This is a genomic window from Pseudomonas sp. PD9R (assembly GCF_019200975.1).
In the GTDB taxonomy this organism is placed as follows: domain Bacteria; phylum Pseudomonadota; class Gammaproteobacteria; order Pseudomonadales; family Pseudomonadaceae; genus Aquipseudomonas.
Map to the genome: position 1 here is coordinate 206,353 of NZ_JAHTMR010000001.1, position 20,373 is coordinate 226,725.

At 58.2% G+C, this 20,373-nt stretch carries 17 protein-coding genes; 11 read left to right on the top strand and 6 right to left on the bottom strand.

Annotated elements, in window-relative coordinates; translation table 11 throughout:
* Positions 1-68 precede the first annotated feature (68 nt).
* Positions 69-320 (top strand): sulfurtransferase TusA, encoded by a 252-nt coding sequence (gene tusA, locus KUF73_RS00910; protein ID WP_218436169.1) that lies wholly within the window; start codon positions 69-71, stop codon positions 318-320.
* Positions 321-427: 107 nt separating this feature from the next.
* Here the strand turns inward: tusA and KUF73_RS00915 are convergent, their stop codons facing one another.
* The gene (locus KUF73_RS00915) at positions 428-1,831 is read right to left on the bottom strand and encodes an MATE family efflux transporter (protein WP_218436170.1); all 1,404 of its coding nucleotides are present in this window, start codon (positions 1,829-1,831) and stop codon (positions 428-430) included.
* Between the two features lie 334 nt (positions 1,832-2,165).
* On the opposite strand from KUF73_RS00915, the gene pdxB reads away from it, so the two are divergent.
* Positions 2,166-3,308: a 4-phosphoerythronate dehydrogenase PdxB gene (gene pdxB / locus KUF73_RS00920; protein ID WP_218436171.1), complete on the top strand. Its 1,143-nt coding sequence runs from the start codon at positions 2,166-2,168 to the stop codon at positions 3,306-3,308.
* Positions 3,309-3,383: 75 nt separating this feature from the next.
* On the opposite strand, the gene KUF73_RS00925 is transcribed toward pdxB, so the two are convergent.
* Positions 3,384-3,563: a PA1571 family protein gene (locus KUF73_RS00925; protein WP_218436172.1), complete on the bottom strand. Its 180-nt coding sequence runs from the start codon at positions 3,561-3,563 to the stop codon at positions 3,384-3,386.
* Between the two features lie 255 nt (positions 3,564-3,818).
* Here KUF73_RS00925 and KUF73_RS00930 point away from each other — a divergent pair, with 255 nt between their 5' ends.
* A complete protein-coding gene (locus KUF73_RS00930; protein WP_218436173.1) occupies positions 3,819-5,597 on the top strand; it encodes an ABC transporter transmembrane domain-containing protein in 1,779 nt (592 codons plus the stop codon).
* A gap of 99 nt (positions 5,598-5,696) precedes the next feature.
* Here the strand turns inward: KUF73_RS00930 and KUF73_RS00935 are convergent, their stop codons facing one another.
* A complete protein-coding gene (locus KUF73_RS00935) occupies positions 5,697-7,625 on the bottom strand; it encodes a transglycosylase SLT domain-containing protein (protein WP_218436174.1) in 1,929 nt (642 codons plus the stop codon).
* A gap of 213 nt (positions 7,626-7,838) precedes the next feature.
* On the opposite strand from KUF73_RS00935, the gene KUF73_RS00940 reads away from it, so the two are divergent.
* Positions 7,839-9,758: an ATP-binding cassette domain-containing protein gene (locus tag KUF73_RS00940; RefSeq protein ID WP_218436175.1), complete on the top strand. Its 1,920-nt coding sequence runs from the start codon at positions 7,839-7,841 to the stop codon at positions 9,756-9,758.
* Between the two features lie 146 nt (positions 9,759-9,904).
* Here the strand turns inward: KUF73_RS00940 and KUF73_RS00945 are convergent, their stop codons facing one another.
* Complete coding sequence (locus KUF73_RS00945; RefSeq protein ID WP_218436176.1) at positions 9,905-10,345, bottom strand: universal stress protein; 441 nt, start codon at positions 10,343-10,345, stop codon at positions 9,905-9,907.
* 104 nt (positions 10,346-10,449) lie between these two features.
* Between KUF73_RS00945 and KUF73_RS00950 the strand changes: the two genes are divergently transcribed.
* From KUF73_RS00950 to KUF73_RS00980, 7 genes are all read left to right on the top strand, one after another.
* Positions 10,450-10,887, top strand: a complete 438-nt coding sequence (locus tag KUF73_RS00950) for a hypothetical protein (RefSeq protein ID WP_218436177.1) — start codon at positions 10,450-10,452, stop codon at positions 10,885-10,887.
* A gap of 614 nt (positions 10,888-11,501) precedes the next feature.
* Positions 11,502-13,649: a fatty acid oxidation complex subunit alpha FadB gene (gene fadB / locus KUF73_RS00955; protein WP_218436178.1), complete on the top strand. Its 2,148-nt coding sequence runs from the start codon at positions 11,502-11,504 to the stop codon at positions 13,647-13,649.
* A gap of 29 nt (positions 13,650-13,678) precedes the next feature.
* Complete coding sequence (gene fadA / locus KUF73_RS00960) at positions 13,679-14,854, top strand: acetyl-CoA C-acyltransferase FadA (protein ID WP_218436179.1); 1,176 nt, start codon at positions 13,679-13,681, stop codon at positions 14,852-14,854.
* Between the two features lie 99 nt (positions 14,855-14,953).
* Positions 14,954-15,190: a DUF1653 domain-containing protein gene (locus KUF73_RS00965; protein WP_218436180.1), complete on the top strand. Its 237-nt coding sequence runs from the start codon at positions 14,954-14,956 to the stop codon at positions 15,188-15,190.
* 114 nt (positions 15,191-15,304) lie between these two features.
* Positions 15,305-17,932 (top strand): type I DNA topoisomerase, encoded by a 2,628-nt coding sequence (topA, locus tag KUF73_RS00970; RefSeq protein ID WP_218436181.1) that lies wholly within the window; start codon positions 15,305-15,307, stop codon positions 17,930-17,932.
* Positions 17,933-18,218: 286 nt separating this feature from the next.
* A complete protein-coding gene (locus KUF73_RS00975; protein WP_218436182.1) occupies positions 18,219-18,743 on the top strand; it encodes a DUF6586 family protein in 525 nt (174 codons plus the stop codon).
* A 152-nt stretch (positions 18,744-18,895) separates the two neighbouring features.
* A complete protein-coding gene (locus KUF73_RS00980; RefSeq protein WP_218436825.1) occupies positions 18,896-19,129 on the top strand; it encodes a hypothetical protein in 234 nt (77 codons plus the stop codon).
* 93 nt (positions 19,130-19,222) lie between these two features.
* Here the strand turns inward: KUF73_RS00980 and sulA are convergent, their stop codons facing one another.
* On the bottom strand, positions 19,223-19,696 hold the full coding sequence (gene sulA, locus KUF73_RS00985; RefSeq protein WP_218436183.1) for an SOS-induced cell division inhibitor SulA: 474 nt from the start codon (positions 19,694-19,696) through the stop codon (positions 19,223-19,225).
* Positions 19,697-19,706: 10 nt separating this feature from the next.
* A complete protein-coding gene (lexA, locus tag KUF73_RS00990) occupies positions 19,707-20,315 on the bottom strand; it encodes a transcriptional repressor LexA (protein WP_218436184.1) in 609 nt (202 codons plus the stop codon).
* Positions 20,316-20,373 lie beyond the last annotated feature (58 nt).

The following is a 20,373-nucleotide window of genomic DNA, read 5'->3' on the forward strand; positions in this document are numbered from 1 at the left end:
TTGTGTCAGGTAATTTGTTAAGAGCTTCGGCAATGCGCGACAATGCCGGCAAGTTTCAGGAGCAAATCATGAGTGAAATGATTGATACGCCGGTTGACGGCACCCTCGACGCCACCGGCCTCAACTGCCCGGAACCGGTGATGATGTTGCACCAGCACATCCGTGACCTGGTACCCGGCGGCCTGCTGAAGGTGATCGCCACCGACCCGTCGACCCGTCGCGACATCCCCAAGTTCTGCGTGTTTCTCGACCACGAACTGGTCGCGCAACATGAAGATGCAGGCACCTACCTGTACTGGATCCGCAAAAAATCCGGTTGACCCTCAAAAACTACTGTGGGAGCCAGCCTGCTGGCGATGGCTGATTCAAACTCAACATCATTGTTGACTGAAACACCGCAATCGCCAGCAGGCTGGCTCCCACAGGGTCAGATCCGGGCGTTGCGGATACGCTTGCGTGCACTGCGCGTCAGGCGGATAGACAGCATCAGCGCCGCGCAACTCAAGCCCACGATCAAACCCTGCCACAGCCCGCTCGGGCCGCTTGGCGCACCGAGCCAGTCGGTCAGGCCAAGGGCGTAACCCACCGGCAAACCAATACCCCAGTAGGCGAACAGTGTCAGGATCATCGTCACCCGGGTGTCCTGATAACCCCGCAGCGCACCGGCCGCGGTGACCTGGATCGCATCGGAAAACTGGAACAGTGCCGAATACACGATCAGCATCGCCGCGACTTTGATCACCGTCGGGTCCGCCGTGTAGATCGTGGCGATGTGCTCGCGCAGCAACAGCATCATGCTTGCGGAAATGCATGCATACGCCAGCGCGGTGCCCATGCCGACACCCGCCGCGAAGCGTGCCGTGCGCGGTTCCTGACGCCCGAGTGCCTGGCCGACCCGCACGGTTACGGCCATGCCGAGAGAGTAGGGAATCATGAACACCAGCGAGCTGAAGTTCAGCGCGATCTGGTGCCCGGCCACCACGGTGGCACCGAGGCTGCCGATCAGCAGGGCGATCACGGCAAAAATGCTCGACTCGGCGAATACCGCTATGCCGATGGGCAAGCCGATGCCCAGCAGGCGCTTGATCACCGACCATTGCGGCCAATCGAAACGGCTGAACAATTGGCTCGACTGATACGCCGGCGCCCAGCGTTCCCAACCGGCCATGCCCAGCGCCATCACCCACATCACGATCGCCGTGGCCCAGCCGCAGCCGACGCCGCCCATGGCCGGTACGCCGAAGTGGCCATAAATGAAGATGTAGTTCAGCGGAATATTCAGCGCCAGACCGCACAGGCCCAGCACCATCGCCGGGCGGGTTCGGCCCAGGCCGTCGCTGAAGCAGCGCAGCACATGGTAGAAGGCGACGGCGGGCAAACCGCTGGCGATGCCATGCAGGTATTGCATGCACGGGCCGATCAGTTCGGGATCGACCTTCATGAAGCGCAAGATCGGCTCGGCACTGAACAGCAAGCAGGTCGCTATCACGCCGACCACCAATGCCAGCCACAATGCCTGACGCACGATCGGGCCGATTTCGCTGTGAGTGCCGGCACCGAAACGCTGGGCGACTTTCGGCGTGGTGGCCAGCAGAGTGCCGGTCATCAGCAGGAATACCGGCACCCAGATCGAGTTGCCCAGCGCCACCGCCGCCAGGTCGCGCGGCCCCACCCGACCGGCCATTACCGCATCGACGAAGCCCATCGCCGTGGTCGCCAGTTGCGCGATCATGATCGGCAGCGCCAGGGCCAGCAGGTTTTTCAGCTCCAGGCGAACCCGGGCCGGGCGATTTAAAGTACTAGCGGCAGGGCGGTCAGTCACAGAGTTCAAGGGCGAAACGTCCAAAAGGTTTTGATGCGCAGGCGCGCATTCTACGCGTTGACGCAGCGGTCAGGAAAAGACCGTTGTTGCGGATTTGTAATCACATACACCGCATCCCCCGTGTAGGAGCTGCCGCAGGCTGCGAACTTTTGATCTTTTGTCACCCCAAAAGATCGCAGCCTCGTTTCACTCGACAGCTCCTACAGGGAAACGCGGTCCCTGTATGAGCTGCCGCAGCCTGCGACAGCTCCTACATAAGAACCGGACGTGGGGTTAAGGGGATGTGGGCTAGGCGTTCTGGACCATCTACGCCTACACTGCCGATCCGCCAAAGGAGCCTGCCATGCTGATTGTTGCCGACGAAAATATCCCCCTGCTTGACGCCTTCTTTGAAGGTTTCGGTGAAATCCGCCGGGTGCCGGGGCGTTCCATCGACCGCGCCACCGTCGAACAGGCCGATGTGTTGCTGGTGCGCTCGGTGACCAACGTCAACCGCGCGTTACTCGAAGGCAGCAAGGTACGTTTTGTCGGCACCTGCACCATTGGCACCGATCACCTGGATCTGGATTACTTCAAACACGCCGGCATTGCCTGGTCCAGCGCACCAGGCTGCAATGCACGGGGCGTGGTTGACTATGTACTCGGTAGCCTGTTGACCCTGGCCGAGATCGAAGGCGTCGACCTGAAGCAGCGTACTTACGGCGTGGTCGGGGCCGGTGAAGTGGGCGGCCGGCTGGCCAACGTCCTGAAGGGGCTAGGCTGGAACGTACTGGTTTGCGATCCGCCACGTCAGGCTGCAGAAGGCGGCGACTACGTCAGCCTTGAGCAGATCATCGAAGCGTGCGACGTGATCAGCCTGCACACGCCATTAACCAAGCAGGGCGCGCAGTCGACCTGGCATCTGTTTGATAAAGACCGTCTGAACCAACTCAAACCCGGCACCTGGCTGATCAATGCCAGCCGTGGGCCGGTGGTGAACAACGCGGCGTTGCGTGATGTACTACTGGAGCGCGAAGACCTGCAAGCGGTGCTCGATGTCTGGGAGGGCGAGCCGGAGGTCGATGTGGCGCTGGCCGATCTCTGCGTGCTGGCGACACCGCACATTGCCGGTTACAGCCTGGACGGCAAACAACGTGGGACGGCGCAGATTTATCAAGCGTACTGCGACTTCCTTGGGCAACCGCCCCAAGTCAGTTTGAGCGATTTGCTGCCAGCACCGTGGTTGTCCGAAGTGACTTTGAGCGCTGAAAGCGATCCCGCCTGGACGCTGGCGATGTTGTGCCGTGGCGTGTACGACCCGCGACGTGATGATGCGGATTTCCGCCGTAGCCTTGTAGGCAGTGTCAGTGAGCAACGTGCGGCATTCGACATGCTGCGCAAAAACTATCCCGCTCGGCGTGAGATCGATGCCTTGAAAGTGCGGATCGACGGGAATGCGCCTGAACTGCAGAAAATTGTGGCCGCCCTCGGTTCAACATCAATCTGACCCCGTGCAGGAAAGCGATACTTCGGCCACAAAAAACCCGGCCATCAGGGCCGGGTCAAGAAGACGGTGGCTATATCACTTTTGTTCGGCAGGCTTGACCAATCGCTTTTCCAGTTCGCTGCACGCTTTCTGGATCATGTCTTCAGTGATCGGTACTTCACGGCCTTCTGCGTCGATAATCGAGCAACCCAGAGACTGGTCTGGCTGTGTGCGGATCACTTGAATCTTGTCATCACTGCTGTTTTGCAAGGACATGGCCTGTCTCCTCATCAGGTTGTGTGCTTACTGTAGAACCACCAGGTGACCAAGCTGTGACAACTCCCTGCGATCTCTACATGGCGGCAATACCAGTCCACCAGAAAATCCACGAGGTTGCCACCCGGACCTTAGACCAATAGCGTCTAGTGTCTAGTAAGGGCGGTCATAATTAACCTGACTCATTGTGATTTACCAAGTTCCCCCCCATTTGAGCTGTGTAGCCTGACCTTATCAATTTCTCCGTCCTGGATAATGCCAATGCTCTCTGTTCGTCACCGCCGAGCCATTCGCCTGGCCAGCCGTTTCATCGCGCCTTACCGCTGGCACGCTATCGGTGCATTGTTCGCATTGATCGTCACGGCGGCGATTACCTTGTCCATGGGCCAGGGCATCCGCCTGCTGGTGGATCAAGGCTTTGTGACCCAATCACCGCACTTGCTCAATCAGTCCATTGGCTTGTTCATGCTGCTGGTGATCGGCCTGGCGGTCGGCACCTTCGCGCGTTTTTACCTGGTGTCGTGGATTGGTGAGCGCTGCGTCGCCGACATCCGCCGTCAAGTGTTCAATCACCTGATTTACCTGCATCCAGGGTTCTACGAAAACAACCGCAGCTCCGAGATTCAGTCGCGACTGACCACTGATACCACGTTGCTGCAATCCGTGATCGGCTCTTCGTTGTCGCTGTTTTTGCGCAATTTGCTGATGGTGATCGGCGGGATCGTCCTGCTGTTTGTGACCAACCCCAAGCTCACCAGCATAGTAGTGGTCGCTTTGCCGCTGGTGATCGCGCCCATCCTGATCTTCGGTCGTCGGGTGCGCAGCCTGTCGCGCCTGAGTCAGGACCGGATTGCTGATATCGGTAGCTACGTCTCCGAAACCCTTGGTCAGATCAAAACCGTGCAGGCCTACAACCACCAGCCCCAGGACGAACAACGTTTTGCCGTGACCGTGGAAGATGCATTCGACACGGCGCGCAAACGCATTTTTCAGCGGGCCTGGTTGATTACCCTGGTGATCGTGCTGGTGTTAGGCGCAGTGGGCGTCATGCTCTGGGTCGGTGGCATGGACGTGATTGCCGGGCGAATTTCCGGGGGAGAGCTGGCGGCGTTTGTCTTCTATAGCCTGATCGTCGGCAGTGCGTTTGGCACTTTGAGTGAAGTGGTCGGTGAATTGCAGCGCGCGGCAGGCGCGGCGGAACGGATCGCCGAGTTGCTTCGTTCGGAAAATATCATTCAGCCGCCATCCACCGATCTTGTGACGTTGCCTGCGCGGGTGAAGGGCGATATTCAGTTGCAAGACGTGCGCTTTTCCTACCCGTCGCGAGCCGAAAGCTACGCCGTCGATGGTTTGAGTCTGACCGTCAAGGCCGGAGAAACGCTAGCGCTGGTCGGGCCGTCCGGTGCCGGCAAGTCGACGGTGTATGACTTGCTGTTGCGTTTTTACGACCCCGCCGAAGGACGCATCCTGCTCGATGGCGTGCCCCTGACCCGACTCGATCCGCTGGACCTGCGCCGCTGTTTTGCGCTTGTCTCACAAAACCCGGCGCTGTTTTTCGGCAGCATCGAAGAGAACATCCGCTATGGCAACCCCACGGCGACACTGGCAGAGGTCCAGGAAGCGGCAAAAATCGCCTACGCCCACGACTTTATCGAAGCGATGCCGAGCGGTTACCAGACCCATCTGGGCGATGGTGGTCTTGGCTTGTCCGGCGGCCAGCGCCAGCGCCTGGCTATCGCGCGGGCGCTGCTGGTGGACGCGCCGATCCTGCTGCTCGATGAAGCCACCAGCGCCCTCGATGCCCAGAGCGAATACCTGATCCAGCAAGCACTGCCAAGCCTGATGAAAAACCGCACCACCCTGGTCATTGCCCATCGCCTGGCCACGGTGAAAAACGCCGATCGCATCGCGGTGATGGACCAAGGAAAACTAGTGGCAGTGGGGACGCATCAGGAACTCATCGCCAGTAACGCACTGTATGCGCGATTGGCGGCGTTGCAGTTCAACACTGAATCTGTAGGAGCTGTCGAGTGAAACGAGGCTGCGATCTTTTGATCGTGATCTTAAAAAACCAAAATCAAAAGATCGCAGCCTCGTTTCTCTCGACAGCTCCTACATAACTGGAGTTACCGGTTATTGATCGTCGAAGTACCGCTCATGCCAATCCACTAGCGGTTGCGGCGAGTTGAGTTTCTGGCCGTAGATCACCGAGTACGACAGCACGTTCTGCACGTATTGACGGGTTTCGTCGAACGGGATGCTTTCCACCCATACGTCGAAGCTCAGGTGATCAGCGCCGCGCAACCACTGGCGTACGCGGCCTGGGCCGGCGTTGTAGGCGGCGGAGGCGAGGACGCGGTTACCGTTGAACTGGCTGTGGACCTGACTCAGGTATGCGGCACCGAGTTGAATATTCTTGTCCGGGTCGAGCAACTGCTGCGGCGAGGCATACGGAATGCTGAACTTGCGTGCGGTTTCCTTGGCGGTGCCGGGCATCAGTTGCATCAGGCCAGAGGCACCGACGCCGGAGCGGGCGTCGTCCATGAAGGCGCTTTCCTGGCGGGTAATGGCGAACACCCAACTCGAATGCAGGCCACGGTTTTTGGCTTCACGGACCAGGGTTTCGCGGTGAGCCATCGGGAAGCGGATGTCCAGGTCATCCCAATACTGCGCCTGGCTGATGGTGCGGATCGCCGGGAAATACCATTTCAGGTCGTAAGCCAGTTTTGCCTGGGCGACCATTTCGTCACGGTTGAAGTGCCGGCTGACGTAGTACCACTCGCGGCGACCATCGACGACTTGCCCACGGGCGTGAAATTCCAGGGCGCGGCGCACACCGGGTGTATTGCGAACCTTGTTGATGGTCGCCTGGCTCAGCACCAGCGGTTTGTTCAGCAGCGAATAGGGCGACTGCGAACGATCGGCGGCGAGGAAGCCATAAAAATCGCGTTCGCGGGCGAGGCTTTTATAGAGCGTCTGCGCTTCCGGGTTCTGCGGTTGCGCCAGTTCCAGGCTGCGGGCCTGCCAGTAGCGCCAGCGGTTGGTGGTCGCCAGGTCTTGCGGCAGGCGGCGGGTCAACTGGTAGGCGTCGTCCCAACGGGCCAGACGCAGCAACAGACGCAAACGCCATTCGGACACAGTGTTGTCGCGCAGTTCCGGGTCGTACTTGGTCATCACATCCAGTGCGCGGCTGTCAAAACGGCGCGCGAGCGTCAGGCCGATTTCCCGGGCGATCGCCACTTTTTCATCACGGGAAAAGTGCATGCTCGTGGCGTAACCGTCCAACAGATCCATGGCCTTGTCCGGGTCCTGGCGGGCCAGGCGACGCAGGCCAAGGCTGACGATATCCGACATAGGCTCGTCGGCTGGGGTGAAGCGTGACGGCTGGTTGAGCAGCTCGGGTTTCTGCGCCACGTCGATCAACAGGCGACCGCGAGGGGCGAGGGTGGTCATGCCGTTGACCAGGCTGTTGGCCAGTGGGTAGTTACGCGTCTGGGCGGCAAGCTTGGCGCGCTCCCAGCGTTTCTGCTCGGTCAACTGGCCTTCGGCGGCCCACATGCCGAACAACGAGTCACATGCCTCGGGTTGTGATTTGCCGGTCAGCCAGAGTTTGTTGGCGTTGGCGTAACCCTCGGTCTTGAGGTTGTGGCTGATCTGGTACTGCGCGTTCAGGCAGTCCAATTCAGTGAAATTCATCTTGGGGTCGTAATATTTGACGAACGTCGCCCAGTCGCCGCGATCGGCCAGCCAGCGCAGCCAGCGCAATTTCATCCAGTTGGCTTGTGGCAGGTCGCCATGTTCAGCGAGAAATTTTTCGATTTCTTCATTGCTCGCGGTTTTCAGTCGCGCGGTCAGCTCGTCATACGCAAGGTAAGGCTCCAGCGGGTAGTCGCTGAGGGCCTGGCTGTAACGAAAATAGGGACCGGTGTCGCCCTTGGCCAGGGCGCGTTTGGCTTCATCGTAATATTGGCGTTGGGTGGACAGGTCCACCGCCTGGGCGGATTGAACGGCAGCGGCAGACAGTAAAAAACACGACAAAAGATTGAAAAGGCGACTGCGCATGAGACGTCCGGGCAGAGAAATCATGACAAGTGCTGGCGATGCCCGCACTGAATTGTTTGTAGCTTAGCCTTTTGCCAGCAGCGGGCGAAAGCTTTGCGGGCCTGTCTGCATAAGTTCGCAACATTTGTTGTGCAGAGTACTTCGACAGTGAAATTGCCGGCCTTCTGAAGCCTCAAGTCAGGTAGAATGCGCGCCCGGTTTTTGGAGAAGCTCATGACCCTGCTCAAATTCAGCGATGTGTCCCTTGCTTTCGGCGCTATGCCGTTGTTGGACAAGGTGTCCTGGCAGATCGCCCGTGGAGAGCGGGTGTGCATCATCGGCCGCAATGGCACTGGCAAGTCCAGCATGATGAAGCTCGTCAAGGGCGACCAGAAGCCCGATGAGGGCTCCGTTTGGCGCGCACCCGGGCTCAAGATCGGCGAATTGCCGCAAGAATTGCCGGTAGCCGACGAGCGGACGGTGTTCGACGTGGTTGCCGAAGGTCTTGACGGTGTCGGCGCACTGCTTGCCGAATACCATCACCTGAGCCAGAACATCGTCACCGCCGAGGACCTGGACAAGCTGATGCACGTCCAGCATGACCTCGAAGCCCGTGATGGATGGCGCTTGCAGACCCTGGTCGACAGCACTCTGAGCCGCCTTCAGCTACCAGCCGACAAGACCCTCGCCGAGTTGTCTGGCGGCTGGCGTCGTCGCGTCCTGCTCGCCCAGGCCTTGGTTTCCGAGCCGGACTTGCTGCTGCTCGACGAGCCAACCAACCACCTGGACATCGGTGCGATTGCCTGGCTCGAAGAAGCCTTGAAGGATTTTCAGGGCGCCGTGCTGTTCATCACGCACGACCGTTCTTTCCTGCAAAACCTCGCAACCCGCATTCTCGAACTGGATCGCGGTGGCCTGATCGACTGGAACGGCGACTACGCCAGTTTCCTGGTGCACAAAGAAGCCGAACTGGCCGCCGAAGCCACCGCTAACGCGCTGTTCGACAAGCGTCTGGCTCAGGAAGAAGTGTGGATTCGCCAGGGCATCAAGGCTCGTCGTACCCGTAACGAAGGTCGCGTACGCGCCCTCAAGGCCCTGCGCGTCGAGCGTAGCGAGCGTCGTGAGCGTACCGGCAAAGCCAACATTCAACTGGACACCGCCGACAAGTCCGGCAAGCAGGTCATGGTCCTCGAGAATGTGAGTTTCGCTCACCCGGGCGGCCCGTTCCTGATCAAGGACTTCTCCATGGTCCTGCAGCGCGGCGACCGTATCGGTCTGCTGGGCTCCAACGGTACCGGCAAGACCACGCTGCTGAAGCTGATGCTCAGTGGCTTGCAGCCCACCAGCGGCAAGGTGGAAGAGGGCACGAAGATTGACGTTGCCTACTTCGACCAGTTGCGTCATCAGCTGGACCTGGAAAAAACCGTGATCGACAACGTCGCCGAAGGTCGTGACTTCATCGATATCGACGGCCAGAGCCGCCACGTGTTGAGCTACCTCGGCGACTTCCTGTTCAGTCCGCAGCGTGCGCGCACGCCGGTCAAGGCGCTGTCCGGTGGCGAGCGTGCCCGTCTGTTGCTGGCCAAGCTGTTCAGCAAGCCGGCGAACCTGTTGGTCCTCGACGAACCGACCAACGACCTCGACGTCGAAACCCTCGAACTGCTCGAAGAGGTTCTGCTGACTTTCAACGGCACCGTGCTGATGGTCAGCCACGACCGGGCATTCCTCGACAACGTGGTCACCAGCACCCTGGTCTTCGAAGGTGAAGGCAAGGTTCGCGAGTACGTCGGTGGTTATCAGGACTGGCTGCGTCAGGGCGGTTCGCCGCGCCTGCTGGGCGTGACCGAAAGCAAGTCCGGCAAGGCAGACTTGAACTCCGCTGTGGTGAAGGCTGAGCCTGCGCCGGTCGCTGCGGCAGTTGAAGCGCCGGTCGCGAAGAAAAAGCTCAGCTACAAATTGCAGCGTGAGCTGGAAGCGTTGCCGGGGCAGATCGAAGCCATGGAACAGCAGATCGCCGCCGTTGAGGCGCAGATGGCCGATGCCGGCTTCTACCAGCGCCCGGCTGCCGAAACCGCTGCTGTGATCGCACAGCTTGAGCAATTGCAAGCTGAACTCGACGTGATGGTCGAGCGTTGGGCTGAACTGGATGCCTGATTGAACCTGCAATAAAAAAGCCCGGCTTCACTCAAGTGAACGCCGGGCTTTTTGTAGGAGCTGCCGCAGGCTGCGATCTTTTGACTTTGTTTTTCAAAAAATCAAAAGATCGCAGCCTGCGGCAGCTCCTACAGGGTTTTGTATTGTCAGCTTTTATTTTGCAGTCGTACCGCCAGCACATCACAAGGCGCGCCATGCAGTACATCATTGGCGGTGGAGCCCAGCAGCAATGCCAGGCCATGCCGCCCGTGACTGCCTACCACGATCATGTCACAACCTTGCTCTTTGGCCAGGTGGTGAATCTCCTGGCGTGGCTGGCCGTAGGTCAGGTGGCTGTATTCCTTGGAAAGCTCCGGATATTTCACGATCAACCGGTCGAGACGTTCCTTGGCCTGGTCGAACTGTTGTTGTTGCAGTTGTGACAGGTCCATCGGCACGTCACCGCCAAAGGCCATAGCCATTGGCTCGACAATGTGCACCAGCGAAAGCTTCGCGCCGTTGCTCACCGACAGTTCGCGGGCACGGTGGATTACAGGGTCGCACTCTTCGGTTAGATCTACAGCGACCAGAATGTGGTTGTAGGGCATGAGGTGCTCCTCCTGAGGATTGCGATATTGGTAAGTATGGCTGGTTTCAAGCGCATTGGTTCCAAAGTGACTGAATGCGCTCATCAAGAATCGGGAGTACAGATATGACGGTCTGGATAGTGGTGTCAATCCTGCTGGTGGTGCTTAGCCCCTTGGCATGGTTACGACCCTCTCGCCATCAGAGCGGACGCATGGCCCTGCGGATGGAGGCGCGACGCATTGGGTTGGCCATGCAACTGGCACCGCAGGAATGGCCACACTGGCTCAGTCAGGAGCCGCCAAGCCCTTGTGCGCAATACCACCGGCCTCGACGCGGCACTCAGCCGGCATGTTGGAGTTACTGGCAGAAATCACCGGGTGTTTGGGTGAATCAGTGGCAGGAGGTCTGCGAAGATCGGGCGGTGCTCAATCATTTCGAAAAATTGCCGGACAACGTCTACAAGGTCGAGGCTGACAAGCAGATGATCGCTTTGTATTGGGGCGAGAAGGGCGAGGCCGAGGTATTGCAGCACATTGATGCCACCCTCAAGGCGCTCGCCTGAATCCCATCCAACGAAATTCCCTGTAGGAACTGCCGAAGGCTGCGATCTTTTCACTTGGGTTTTGTACAAACAAGATCAAGAGATCGCAGCCTTCGGCAGCGTCTACATGAGCCCGTATTCCCGCAGGCAATAAAAAGCCCGACAACATCATCGGGCGGGGTGGCCAGGCAGGCCGGTAATTCTTTGTGGGCTGATCTTACGCTGGGCATTCGCCAAAAGCGTTCATATTTTTACCGAGATCCCGCCAGCGTAGCTTGTTAAACACAGGGCGCCGGGAATTAGGGCGACTTTTCTAATGATTGATCCTATGAATGACCTCACATGCATTGGCGTGTTGAGGGGCTTCGCGGTACGGATATGACCGGAAAGTCGCGTTTCAACCCGTATTTTGGGCGATTGACAATTGTCGGAAATTCCGTGAAGGTGACGTACCCAAATCAAACGGGCGTATGAATTGAGCGTTTGTATTTCAGACCGCTCCTACAGAATCCCGACTATCGCGTTGGCGGGTGTGTTGGGTGGATAGGCGTAGCATCGACGAATAACGTCCCTGCCCAGCCATCCTCCTGCGTCCGACGTGTACTGTTCAGCTTCCATATCGTGGAGATCAGTTGATGATTTACGAAGGTAAAGCCATCACGGTTAAGGCTCTTGAAAGTGGCATCGTCGAACTGAAGTTCGATCTCAAGGGTGAGTCCGTCAACAAGTTCAACCGTCTAACCCTGAACGAACTGCGTCAGGCCGTAGACACCATCAAGGCAGATGCTTCGATCAAGGGTGTGATCGTCAGCAGTGGCAAGGACGTATTCATCGTCGGCGCCGACATCACCGAATTTGTCGACAACTTCAAGCTGCCGGATGCAGAGCTTGTTGCAGGCAACCTCGAAGCCAACAAGATTTTCAGCGATTTCGAAGACCTCAACGTCCCGACCGTAGCCGCGATCAACGGCATCGCTCTGGGTGGCGGTCTGGAAATGTGCCTGGCGGCGGACTACCGCGTCATGTCCACCAAGGCCAAGATCGGCCTGCCGGAAGTCAAGCTGGGCATCTACCCGGGCTTCGGCGGTACTGTTCGTCTGCCGCGTCTGATCGGTGCCGATAACGCCATCGAATGGATTGCCGCCGGCAAGGAAAACCGTCCTGAAGACGCGCTGAAAGTTGGCGCAGTGGACGCAGTAGTAGCGCCTGAGAAGCTGCAGGAAGCTGCGCTGGAACTGATCAAGCGCGCTATCTCCGGCGAGTTCGACTACAAGGCCAAGCGCCAGCCGAAGCTTGAAAAACTCAAGCTGAACGCTATCGAACAAATGATGGCTTTCGAAACCGCCAAAGGTTTCGTGGCCGGCCAGGCTGGCCCGAACTACCCGGCGCCGGTTGAAGCGATCAAGACCATCCAGAAAGCCGCGAACTTCGGTCGCGACAAGGCTCTGGAAATTGAAGCTGCCGGTTTCGTCAAACTGGCCAAGACCTCTGCCGCGCAGAGCTTGATCGGCTTGTTCCTGAACGATCAGGAACTGAAGAAAAAGGCCAAGGCCTACGATGAAATCGCCAAAGACGTGAAGCAGGCTGCCGTACTGGGCGCTGGCATCATGGGTGGCGGTATCGCCTATCAGTCGGCTTCCAAAGGCACGCCGATCCTGATGAAGGACATCAACGAGCACGGTATCGAGCAGGGTCTGGCCGAAGCCGCCAAACTGCTGGTTGGCCGCGTTGATAAAGGCCGCATGACCGCCGCGAAAATGGCAGAAGTGCTCAACGGCATTCGTCCGACCCTGTCCTACGGTGATTTCGGTCACGTGGACCTGGTGGTTGAAGCGGTCGTCGAGAACCCTAAGGTCAAGCAAGCTGTGCTGGCAGAAGTCGAAGACAAGGTCAAAGAGGACACCATCCTCGCGTCCAACACCTCGACCATTTCCATCAGCCTGTTGGCCAAAGCCCTCAAGCGTCCGGAAAACTTCGTCGGCATGCACTTCTTCAACCCGGTGCACATGATGCCGCTGGTGGAAGTGATCCGTGGCGAGAAGTCCAGCGAGCTGGCTGTTGCCACCACCGTTGCCTACGCCAAGAAAATGGGCAAGAACCCGATCGTCGTCAACGACTGCCCGGGCTTCCTGGTCAACCGCGTGCTGTTCCCGTACTTCGGCGGTTTCGCCAAGCTGGTCAGCGCCGGCGTGGACTTCGTCCGTATCGACAAGATCATGGAAAAATTCGGCTGGCCGATGGGCCCGGCATACCTGATGGACGTGGTCGGTATCGACACCGGTCACCACGGCCGTGACGTAATGGCTGAGGGTTTCCCGGACCGTATGAAAGACGACCGTCGTTCGGCCGTAGACGTGCTCTACGAAGCCAAGCGCCTGGGTCAGAAGAACGGCAAGGGCTTCTACGCCTATGAGACCGACAAGAAAGGCAAGCAGAAGAAAGTGGCCGATCCGTCGGTTCTGGAAGTGCTCAAGCCAATCGTGTATGAACAGCGCGAAGTCACCGACGAAGACATCATCAACTGGATGATGATCCCGCTGTGCCTGGAAACCGTGCGTTGCCTGGAAGACGGCATCGTAGAAACCGCCGCCGAAGCCGACATGGGTCTGGTTTACGGTATTGGTTTCCCTCCATTCCGTGGCGGTGCGCTGCGCTACATCGATTCGATCGGTGTTGCCGAGTTCGTTGCCCTGGCTGACCAGTACGCTGATTTGGGCGCGCTGTACCACCCGACCGCGAAGCTGCGTGAAATGGCCAAAAACGGCCAGAGCTTCTTCGGTTAAGCGCCCCCAACTAGAGTGAGAGTGAACTTATGAGCTTGAATCCTAGAGACGTCGTGATTGTCGACTTCGGTCGTACTCCGATGGGCCGCTCCAAGGGCGGCATGCACCGCAACACCCGTGCCGAAGACATGTCGGCGCACCTGATCAGCAAACTGCTGGAACGTAACGTCAAGGTCGACCCGAACGAAGTCGAAGACGTGATCTGGGGCTGTGTGAACCAGACCCTGGAGCAGGGCTGGAACATTGCGCGCATGGCGTCGCTGATGACCCAGATCCCGCACACCTCGGCCGGTCAGACCGTCAGCCGTCTGTGTGGCTCGTCGATGAGCGCCCTGCACACTGCCGCGCAAGCGATCATGACCGGCAACGGTGACGTGTTCGTGGTGGGTGGCGTCGAGCATATGGGCCACGTGAGCATGATGCACGGTGTCGATCCGAACCCGCACATGTCCCTGTACGCGGCGAAAGCCTCGGGCATGATGGGCCTGACCGCTGAAATGCTGGGCAAAATGCACGGCATCACTCGCGAACAACAGGACGCTTTCGGCGTGCGCTCCCACCAACTCGCCCACAAGGCGACAGTGGAAGGCAAATTCAAAGACGAAATCATCCCGATGCAGGGCTACGACGAGAACGGTTTCCTGAAACTGTTCGACTACGACGAAACCATTCGTCCGGAAACCACCCTGGAAAGCCTGGCGGCGTTGAAGCCAGCGTTTAACCCAAAGGGCGGCACCGTGACAGCCGGTACTTCGTCGCAGATCACCGATGGTGCTTCGTGCATGATCGTGATGTCGGCGCAGCGCGCACAAGACCTGGGTATCCAACCCCTGGCAGTGATTCGTTCGATGGCGGTCGCAGGTGTGGACCCGGCAATCATGGGCTATGGTCCAGTACCGGCCACACAGAAAGCACTGAAGCGCGCGGGCCTTGGCATTACCGATATCGACTTCTTCGAGCTCAACGAAGCTTTCGCCGCACAGGCCCTGCCAGTGCTGAAAGATCTGAAAGTACTCGACAAGATGAACGAGAAGGTTAACCTGCACGGCGGCGCGATCGCCCTGGGTCACCCGTTTGGTTGCTCCGGTGCGCGTATTTCGGGCACTTTGCTGAATGTGATGAAGCAAAATGGCGGCACCTTTGGGGTAGCCACCATGTGCATTGGTCTCGGCCAAGGCATCTCCACCGTCTTCGAACGCGTTTAAGCGTTCCGTTGACGGAAGCCGGGGCCAAGTGCCCCGGTTTTTGTTTTTCTGAATTTATTTTTGCTTTTATTTTGAAAAAATTTGAGTGAGGGCCGAAGCATGCCGATACAACCTGGGCTCTACCAACATTACAAAGGTCCGCAGTACCGTGTATTTAGTATTGCGCGGCATTCGGAAACCGAAGAAGAAGTGGTCTTCTACCAAGCCCTGTATGGCGATTACGGCTTTTGGGTACGTCCCTTGAGCATGTTCCTGGAGTCGGTCGAAGTTGACGGCGAGCAGGTGCCGCGCTTTGCTTTGGTGCAGGCCGAACCGAATGTTTTTCCCAAGCCATAAGCTGAGTTCGCGCAAGACCCTGCGCTTGACCTCACCTCGTAGCCACTATATATAGCGGTGCCGCGTCAGGCGCCAACCGCCTTTCACTTCTAGAATTCAGGAATTTTCTGATCCATGGGCAAATCGCTGGTCATTGTGGAATCCCCGGCTAAGGCCAAGACCATCAACAAGTATTTGGGCAACGAATACGTGGTGAAGTCGAGTATCGGCCATATCCGAGACCTGCCCACCAGCGGTTCGGCTAGCGCCAGCAAAGAGCCAGCCGCCAAGCGCGGCAAGGCTGCTGCGGGTGAAGTGCCGGCCTTGTCGCCGAAAGAAAAAGCGCGCAAACAGCTGGTCGCTCGCATGGGTGTCGATCCCGATCATGGCTGGAAAGCCAAGTACGAGATCCTTCCAGGCAAGGAAAAGGTCATCGAAGAGCTGCGCCGGCTCGCCAAGGATGCTGACACCATCTATCTCGCAACCGACTTGGATCGCGAGGGGGAAGCCATTGCCTGGCACCTGCGCGAAGCCATCGGTGGCGACGACAGCCGCTACAAGCGCGTGGTGTTCAACGAAATTACCAAGAAGGCAATTCAAGAAGCCTTCTCCAAGCCGGGCGAGTTGGATATCGATCGTGTCAATGCTCAGCAGGCGCGCCGTTTCCTCGATCGCGTCGTGGGTTACATGGTTTCGCCGCTGCTGTGGGCCAAGATTGCCCGTGGCCTGTCCGCCGGTCGCGTGCAGTCGGTTGCCGTGAAGTTGGTGGTTGAGCGTGAGCGCGAAATCCGTGCGTTCATCCCTGAAGAGTACTGGGAAGTTCACGCCGACCTCGGTACAGCCAAGGGCGCAACCGTACGTTTTGACGTCGCTCGCGAGAAAGGCGAAGCCTTCAAGCCGCTCAACGAAGCCCAGGCCATGGCCGCGCTGGAGAAGCTCAAGGCTTCCAGCTACAGCATCGTCAAGCGCGAAGACAAACCGACCAGCAGCAAGCCGTCGGCACCGTTCATCACGTCCACCCTGCAGCAGGCCGCGAGTAACCGCCTGGGCTTCGGCGTGAAGAAAACCATGATGATGGCCCAGCGTTTGTACGAAGCCGGCTACATCACTTATATGCGTACTGACTCGACCAACCTCTCGGTTGACGCCGTCACGATGGCGCGTGCCTATATTGAAGGCGAATTCGGCAAGAAATACTTGCCGGAAACCCCGAACGTCTACAGCAGCAAGGAAGGCGCACAAGAGGCTCACGAAGCGATTCGCCCGTCCGATGCCAATACCGAGCCAAGCAAGCTGTCGGGCATGGAGCGCGACGCTGAGCGCCTCTACGAGTTGATCTGGCGCCAGTTCCTCGCTTGCCAGATGCTGCCGGCGCAATACCTGTCGACTACCGTCACTGTGGGTGCCGGCGACTTTGAACTGCGCGCCAAGGGCCGTATCCTGAAGTTCGACGGCTACACCCGCGTTATGCCGCAAATCGCCAAACCAGGCGATGACGATGTACTGCCGGACATGGCGCAGGGCGATGCGATGAAGCTGATCAAGCTTGATCCGACCCAACACTTCACCAAGCCGCCGGCGCGTTATTCGGAAGCCAGCCTGGTTAAAGAAATGGAAAAACGCGGCATTGGTCGTCCTTCGACCTATGCCGCGATCATTTCGACTATCCAGGATCGCGGTTACGTGGCGCTGCATAACCGTCGTTTCTACTCGGAAAAGATGGGCGACATCGTCACCGAGCGTCTGGCCGAGAGCTTCTCGAACCTGATGGACTACGGTTTCACCGCTGGCATGGAAGAGCACCTTGATGACGTCGCCCAGGGCGAGCGCGATTGGAAAAACGTGCTCGACGAGTTCTACGGTGATTTCAAGAAGAAACTCGAAGTAGCCGAAAGCCCGGAAAACGGCATGCGTGCCAACCAGCCGGTGATGACCGATATTCCGTGCACGACTTGCGGCCGTCCGATGCAGATTCGTACCGCGTCGACTGGCGTGTTCCTGGGTTGCTCGGGCTACAGCCTGCCACCGAAAGAGCGCTGCAAGGCGACCGTCAACCTGGTGCCCGGCGATGAAATCGCTGCGGACGACGAGGGTGAGTCGGAATCGCTGGTACTGCGTGGCAAGCATCGCTGCCCAATCTGCAGCACGGCGATGGACGCTTACCTGCTCGATGAGAAGCGCAAGCTGCATATCTGCGGTAACAACCCGGATTGCGCAGGCTATGAAATCGAAGAGGGCACCTATCGCATCAAGGGTTATGAAGGTCCGAGCCTTGAGTGCGACAAGTGCGGCAGTGAGATGCAACTCAAGACTGGCCGTTTCGGCAAGTTTTTCGGTTGCACCAATCCGACCTGCAAAAACACCCGCAAACTGCTGAAGAGTGGTGACGCGGCGCCGCCGAAGATGGATCCGGTGAAGATGCCTGAGCTGAAATGCGAAAAGGTCAACGACACTTACATCCTGCGCGACGGTGCTTCCGGTCTGTTCCTGGCTGCCAGCCAATTCCCGAAAAACCGCGAGACCCGTGCTCCGCTGGTTATGGAAATTGTGCCGCACAAGGATGAAATCGATCCGAAGTATCACTTCCTTTGCGAAGCGCCGAAGAAAGATCCGGACGGCCTCCCTGCGGTGATCCGTTATAGCCGCAAGACCAAAGAGCAATACGTACAGACCGAAGTCGACGGTAAGCCGACTGGTTGGAAGGCGTATTACGACGGCGGTAAGTGGACGGTTGAAGACAAGCGTCCTGCGGCTAAGTCTTAACTGGCGCTGTACTGAAAAGGCCGCATGAGAACCCTCGGGTTTTCATGCGGCCTTTTTGTTTTTTCGTCCCTTGTAGGAGCGAGCTTGCTCGCGATGGTCGCTAACGATAACGCAAACTTTTTTGGATATACGCGGCGCTCTGTAGTCCATCGCGAGCAAGCTCGCTCCTACAGAGGGACATGTGTATGTCTGTTTCGGGGTTAGACAATGCTTGCGGTAAGCTTGGGTGATCCACGACACTGTCTGACCTGCTTGAAGCAATTATTTCGTTGTGGAGACTGCCGTTATGGCCCACGAACTCTATACCCGTACCAATCAGAAGATCTATTTCGCCGGCCTGTCGCTGGAAGCGCTCGGTAAAGCCGAGGACGGGCGGGCAATGAACTCCCCGGCGCTGGTTCAGGCTGGTCGCGAATCGGCGTTGTTTCATCTTTACGGTGCGCTGCTGGGCTTGTGTCATGAAATCGCCGGTTTCTATCGCTTACCCCAGGCCAATGCCTCTCGGGCCGAGTCGTTACTGACTCGCGAAGTGCTGGAAAGCATCGCCATTCCTGAGTTGGCCGAGATGATTGAGCTGGCCAATAACCCGGAAACCTGGCTGGCCAAGCTATTGGCAGCCCACAAGGCGCTGTTTCAACCGCCACGGGCACCACGCAAGCCTAAGGGTGACGTGACGCAGCCGTTGATTCAGGCGGTTAACCTGGATGAAGAAGAGGTGCCTGAGGAGTTGAGCCGGGAAGAGCTAGAGAGCTGGCGGCAGAACCTCAAAAGCCTGGCGCTCCGTTTTCGCGAAGGCCTGAATGAGTGCTGAAGGATTGAGCGGAATGACGGATGGCTTTCAGAGCAATCCGCTCATGGAAGAGTGCAAATAGATATTTCTTCGCGATGACATCTGGTCAAGATCCCGAGCGAAGCCTGGCCGATGCCTATATAATCCCCGCCTTTCGTGGAGAACAGACCTTTATGCCAACGTCCTTTCTAGAAATTGTCGAGTTACCAGACGGCCGTATCGAGCTGCGCAGGGCTGAGGACGAGGGTTCTCTGGTTACTTTGAATTTCTCCGAGGACGCCAAAGCGTTCTTGCAAGGCCAGCATGTCGAGGTTGCCAAGGCGATGTTGAGTGTCGGTGTGCAGATGGCTGGACGCCTGGTTGAAGGCGAACTCGACAAAGAAGAGGGGTCGCGGGTTCTTCATTGATCCCGCCCGTCGCTTTTTTCGGCTATCGATTCAGATCGGCTTCTCTGTTCTTGGAGAGGCCCAGCGCCGTTCGAGGCGCGCCATGTTTATCAGTTAACCCAGTCGAATGTTCAGGCTTTGAGCGTCCCCAGTACGGGCGGCGCTGATTAGCTGTTGTCGCGAATTTGTACTCAGCGGGTTAAGCCAGCTGACTACCGTGTGGCTGCGGCCTAGACGAAGGGCCTCGCAAGTCAGTTGTTGAGCGCTCTGGGTGCCACGCGGTTGCAATAGCAAAATGCGTTCGCGGTTAAGGCCGGCGTCCCGCAACCAGGCCTGGGTCACGCTGGCGGGTGGGGCGATCAGTGTCAGCCAGCGCGCATCCTGATCGTCGCTGAGTTCCCTCAGAATGGGGGCTAGAAGGTTCAGGCAGTTCCCGGCCGCACCACGCAGTGACAACTCACTGAAGACCTCGGGTTCGGCGCTCCAGGGCGACTCGACCACTTCCTTCAGGATCGGCGCCAAGGGCTGCGCCATGAACGCCTCGAACAGCGACAGTTGGGCTTGCTGTGATGTGTGTGGGAACTGCATAAAGCCTCCTTTAGCGGCGAATAACGCCGACACTCAAGCCTTCGATCACCAGGTCCTGATCTTTAAGGTTCACTTCGATAGGGGCGAACTCAGGGTTCTCGGCAATCAGCCAGACTTTGCTGCCGTCACGCTTGAAGCGCTTGACGGTCACTTCGTCACCGATCCGTGCGACCACAATCTGGCCGTTGCGGGCCTCGCGGGTGGTGTGGACTGCCAGCAGGTCGCCGTCGAAAATACCTACGTCCTTCATGCTCATACCATGGACCCGCAGCAGATAGTCGGCGCGAGGATGGAAGAACGATGGATTGATATTGCAGGACTCCTCAACGTGTTGTTGAGCGAGGATTGGGGCACCCGCGGCGACACGGCCAATGATCGGCAGGGTGGAGTCGTCGGGTTTCGCTTCGAAACCGGGGATGCGAATTCCGCGGGAAGCGCCCGGTGTCATTTCGATCGCGCCTTTGCGGGCGAGCGCCTTGAGGTGTTCTTCTGCCGCGTTGGGCGATTTGAAACCCAGTTCCTGAGCGATTTCCGCGCGGGTCGGCGGGTAGCCGTTGTCTTCTAGGCAGCGTTTGATGAAGGCCAGAATCTCTGCTTGGCGTGGCGTCAGCTTTAGCATATTGATCGCTCTGTCTTTTTATACAGTGACTGGGATTATATACAGTGAAACGGTCTTG

Excerpts from the sequence above, each read along its gene's own strand:
- tusA (WP_218436169.1), top strand. The coding sequence starts at position 69 with ATGAGTGAAATGATTGATACGCCGGTTGACGGCACCCTCGACGCCACC.
- pdxB (WP_218436171.1), top strand. The coding sequence starts at position 2,166 with ATGCTGATTGTTGCCGACGAAAATATCCCCCTGCTTGACGCCTTCTTT.
- KUF73_RS00925 (WP_218436172.1), bottom strand. The coding sequence starts at position 3,563 with ATGTCCTTGCAAAACAGCAGTGATGACAAGATTCAAGTGATCCGCACA.
- KUF73_RS00930 (WP_218436173.1), top strand. The coding sequence starts at position 3,819 with ATGCCAATGCTCTCTGTTCGTCACCGCCGAGCCATTCGCCTGGCCAGC.
- KUF73_RS00935 (WP_218436174.1), bottom strand. The coding sequence starts at position 7,625 with ATGCGCAGTCGCCTTTTCAATCTTTTGTCGTGTTTTTTACTGTCTGCC.
- KUF73_RS00940 (WP_218436175.1), top strand. The coding sequence starts at position 7,839 with ATGACCCTGCTCAAATTCAGCGATGTGTCCCTTGCTTTCGGCGCTATG.
- KUF73_RS00945 (WP_218436176.1), bottom strand. The coding sequence starts at position 10,345 with ATGCCCTACAACCACATTCTGGTCGCTGTAGATCTAACCGAAGAGTGC.
- KUF73_RS00950 (WP_218436177.1), top strand. The coding sequence starts at position 10,450 with ATGACGGTCTGGATAGTGGTGTCAATCCTGCTGGTGGTGCTTAGCCCC.
- fadB (WP_218436178.1), top strand. The coding sequence starts at position 11,502 with ATGATTTACGAAGGTAAAGCCATCACGGTTAAGGCTCTTGAAAGTGGC.
- fadA (WP_218436179.1), top strand. The coding sequence starts at position 13,679 with ATGAGCTTGAATCCTAGAGACGTCGTGATTGTCGACTTCGGTCGTACT.
- KUF73_RS00965 (WP_218436180.1), top strand. The coding sequence starts at position 14,954 with ATGCCGATACAACCTGGGCTCTACCAACATTACAAAGGTCCGCAGTAC.
- topA (WP_218436181.1), top strand. The coding sequence starts at position 15,305 with ATGGGCAAATCGCTGGTCATTGTGGAATCCCCGGCTAAGGCCAAGACC.
- KUF73_RS00975 (WP_218436182.1), top strand. The coding sequence starts at position 18,219 with ATGGCCCACGAACTCTATACCCGTACCAATCAGAAGATCTATTTCGCC.
- KUF73_RS00980 (WP_218436825.1), top strand. The coding sequence starts at position 18,896 with ATGCCAACGTCCTTTCTAGAAATTGTCGAGTTACCAGACGGCCGTATC.
- sulA (WP_218436183.1), bottom strand. The coding sequence starts at position 19,696 with ATGCAGTTCCCACACACATCACAGCAAGCCCAACTGTCGCTGTTCGAG.
- lexA (WP_218436184.1), bottom strand. The coding sequence starts at position 20,315 with ATGCTAAAGCTGACGCCACGCCAAGCAGAGATTCTGGCCTTCATCAAA.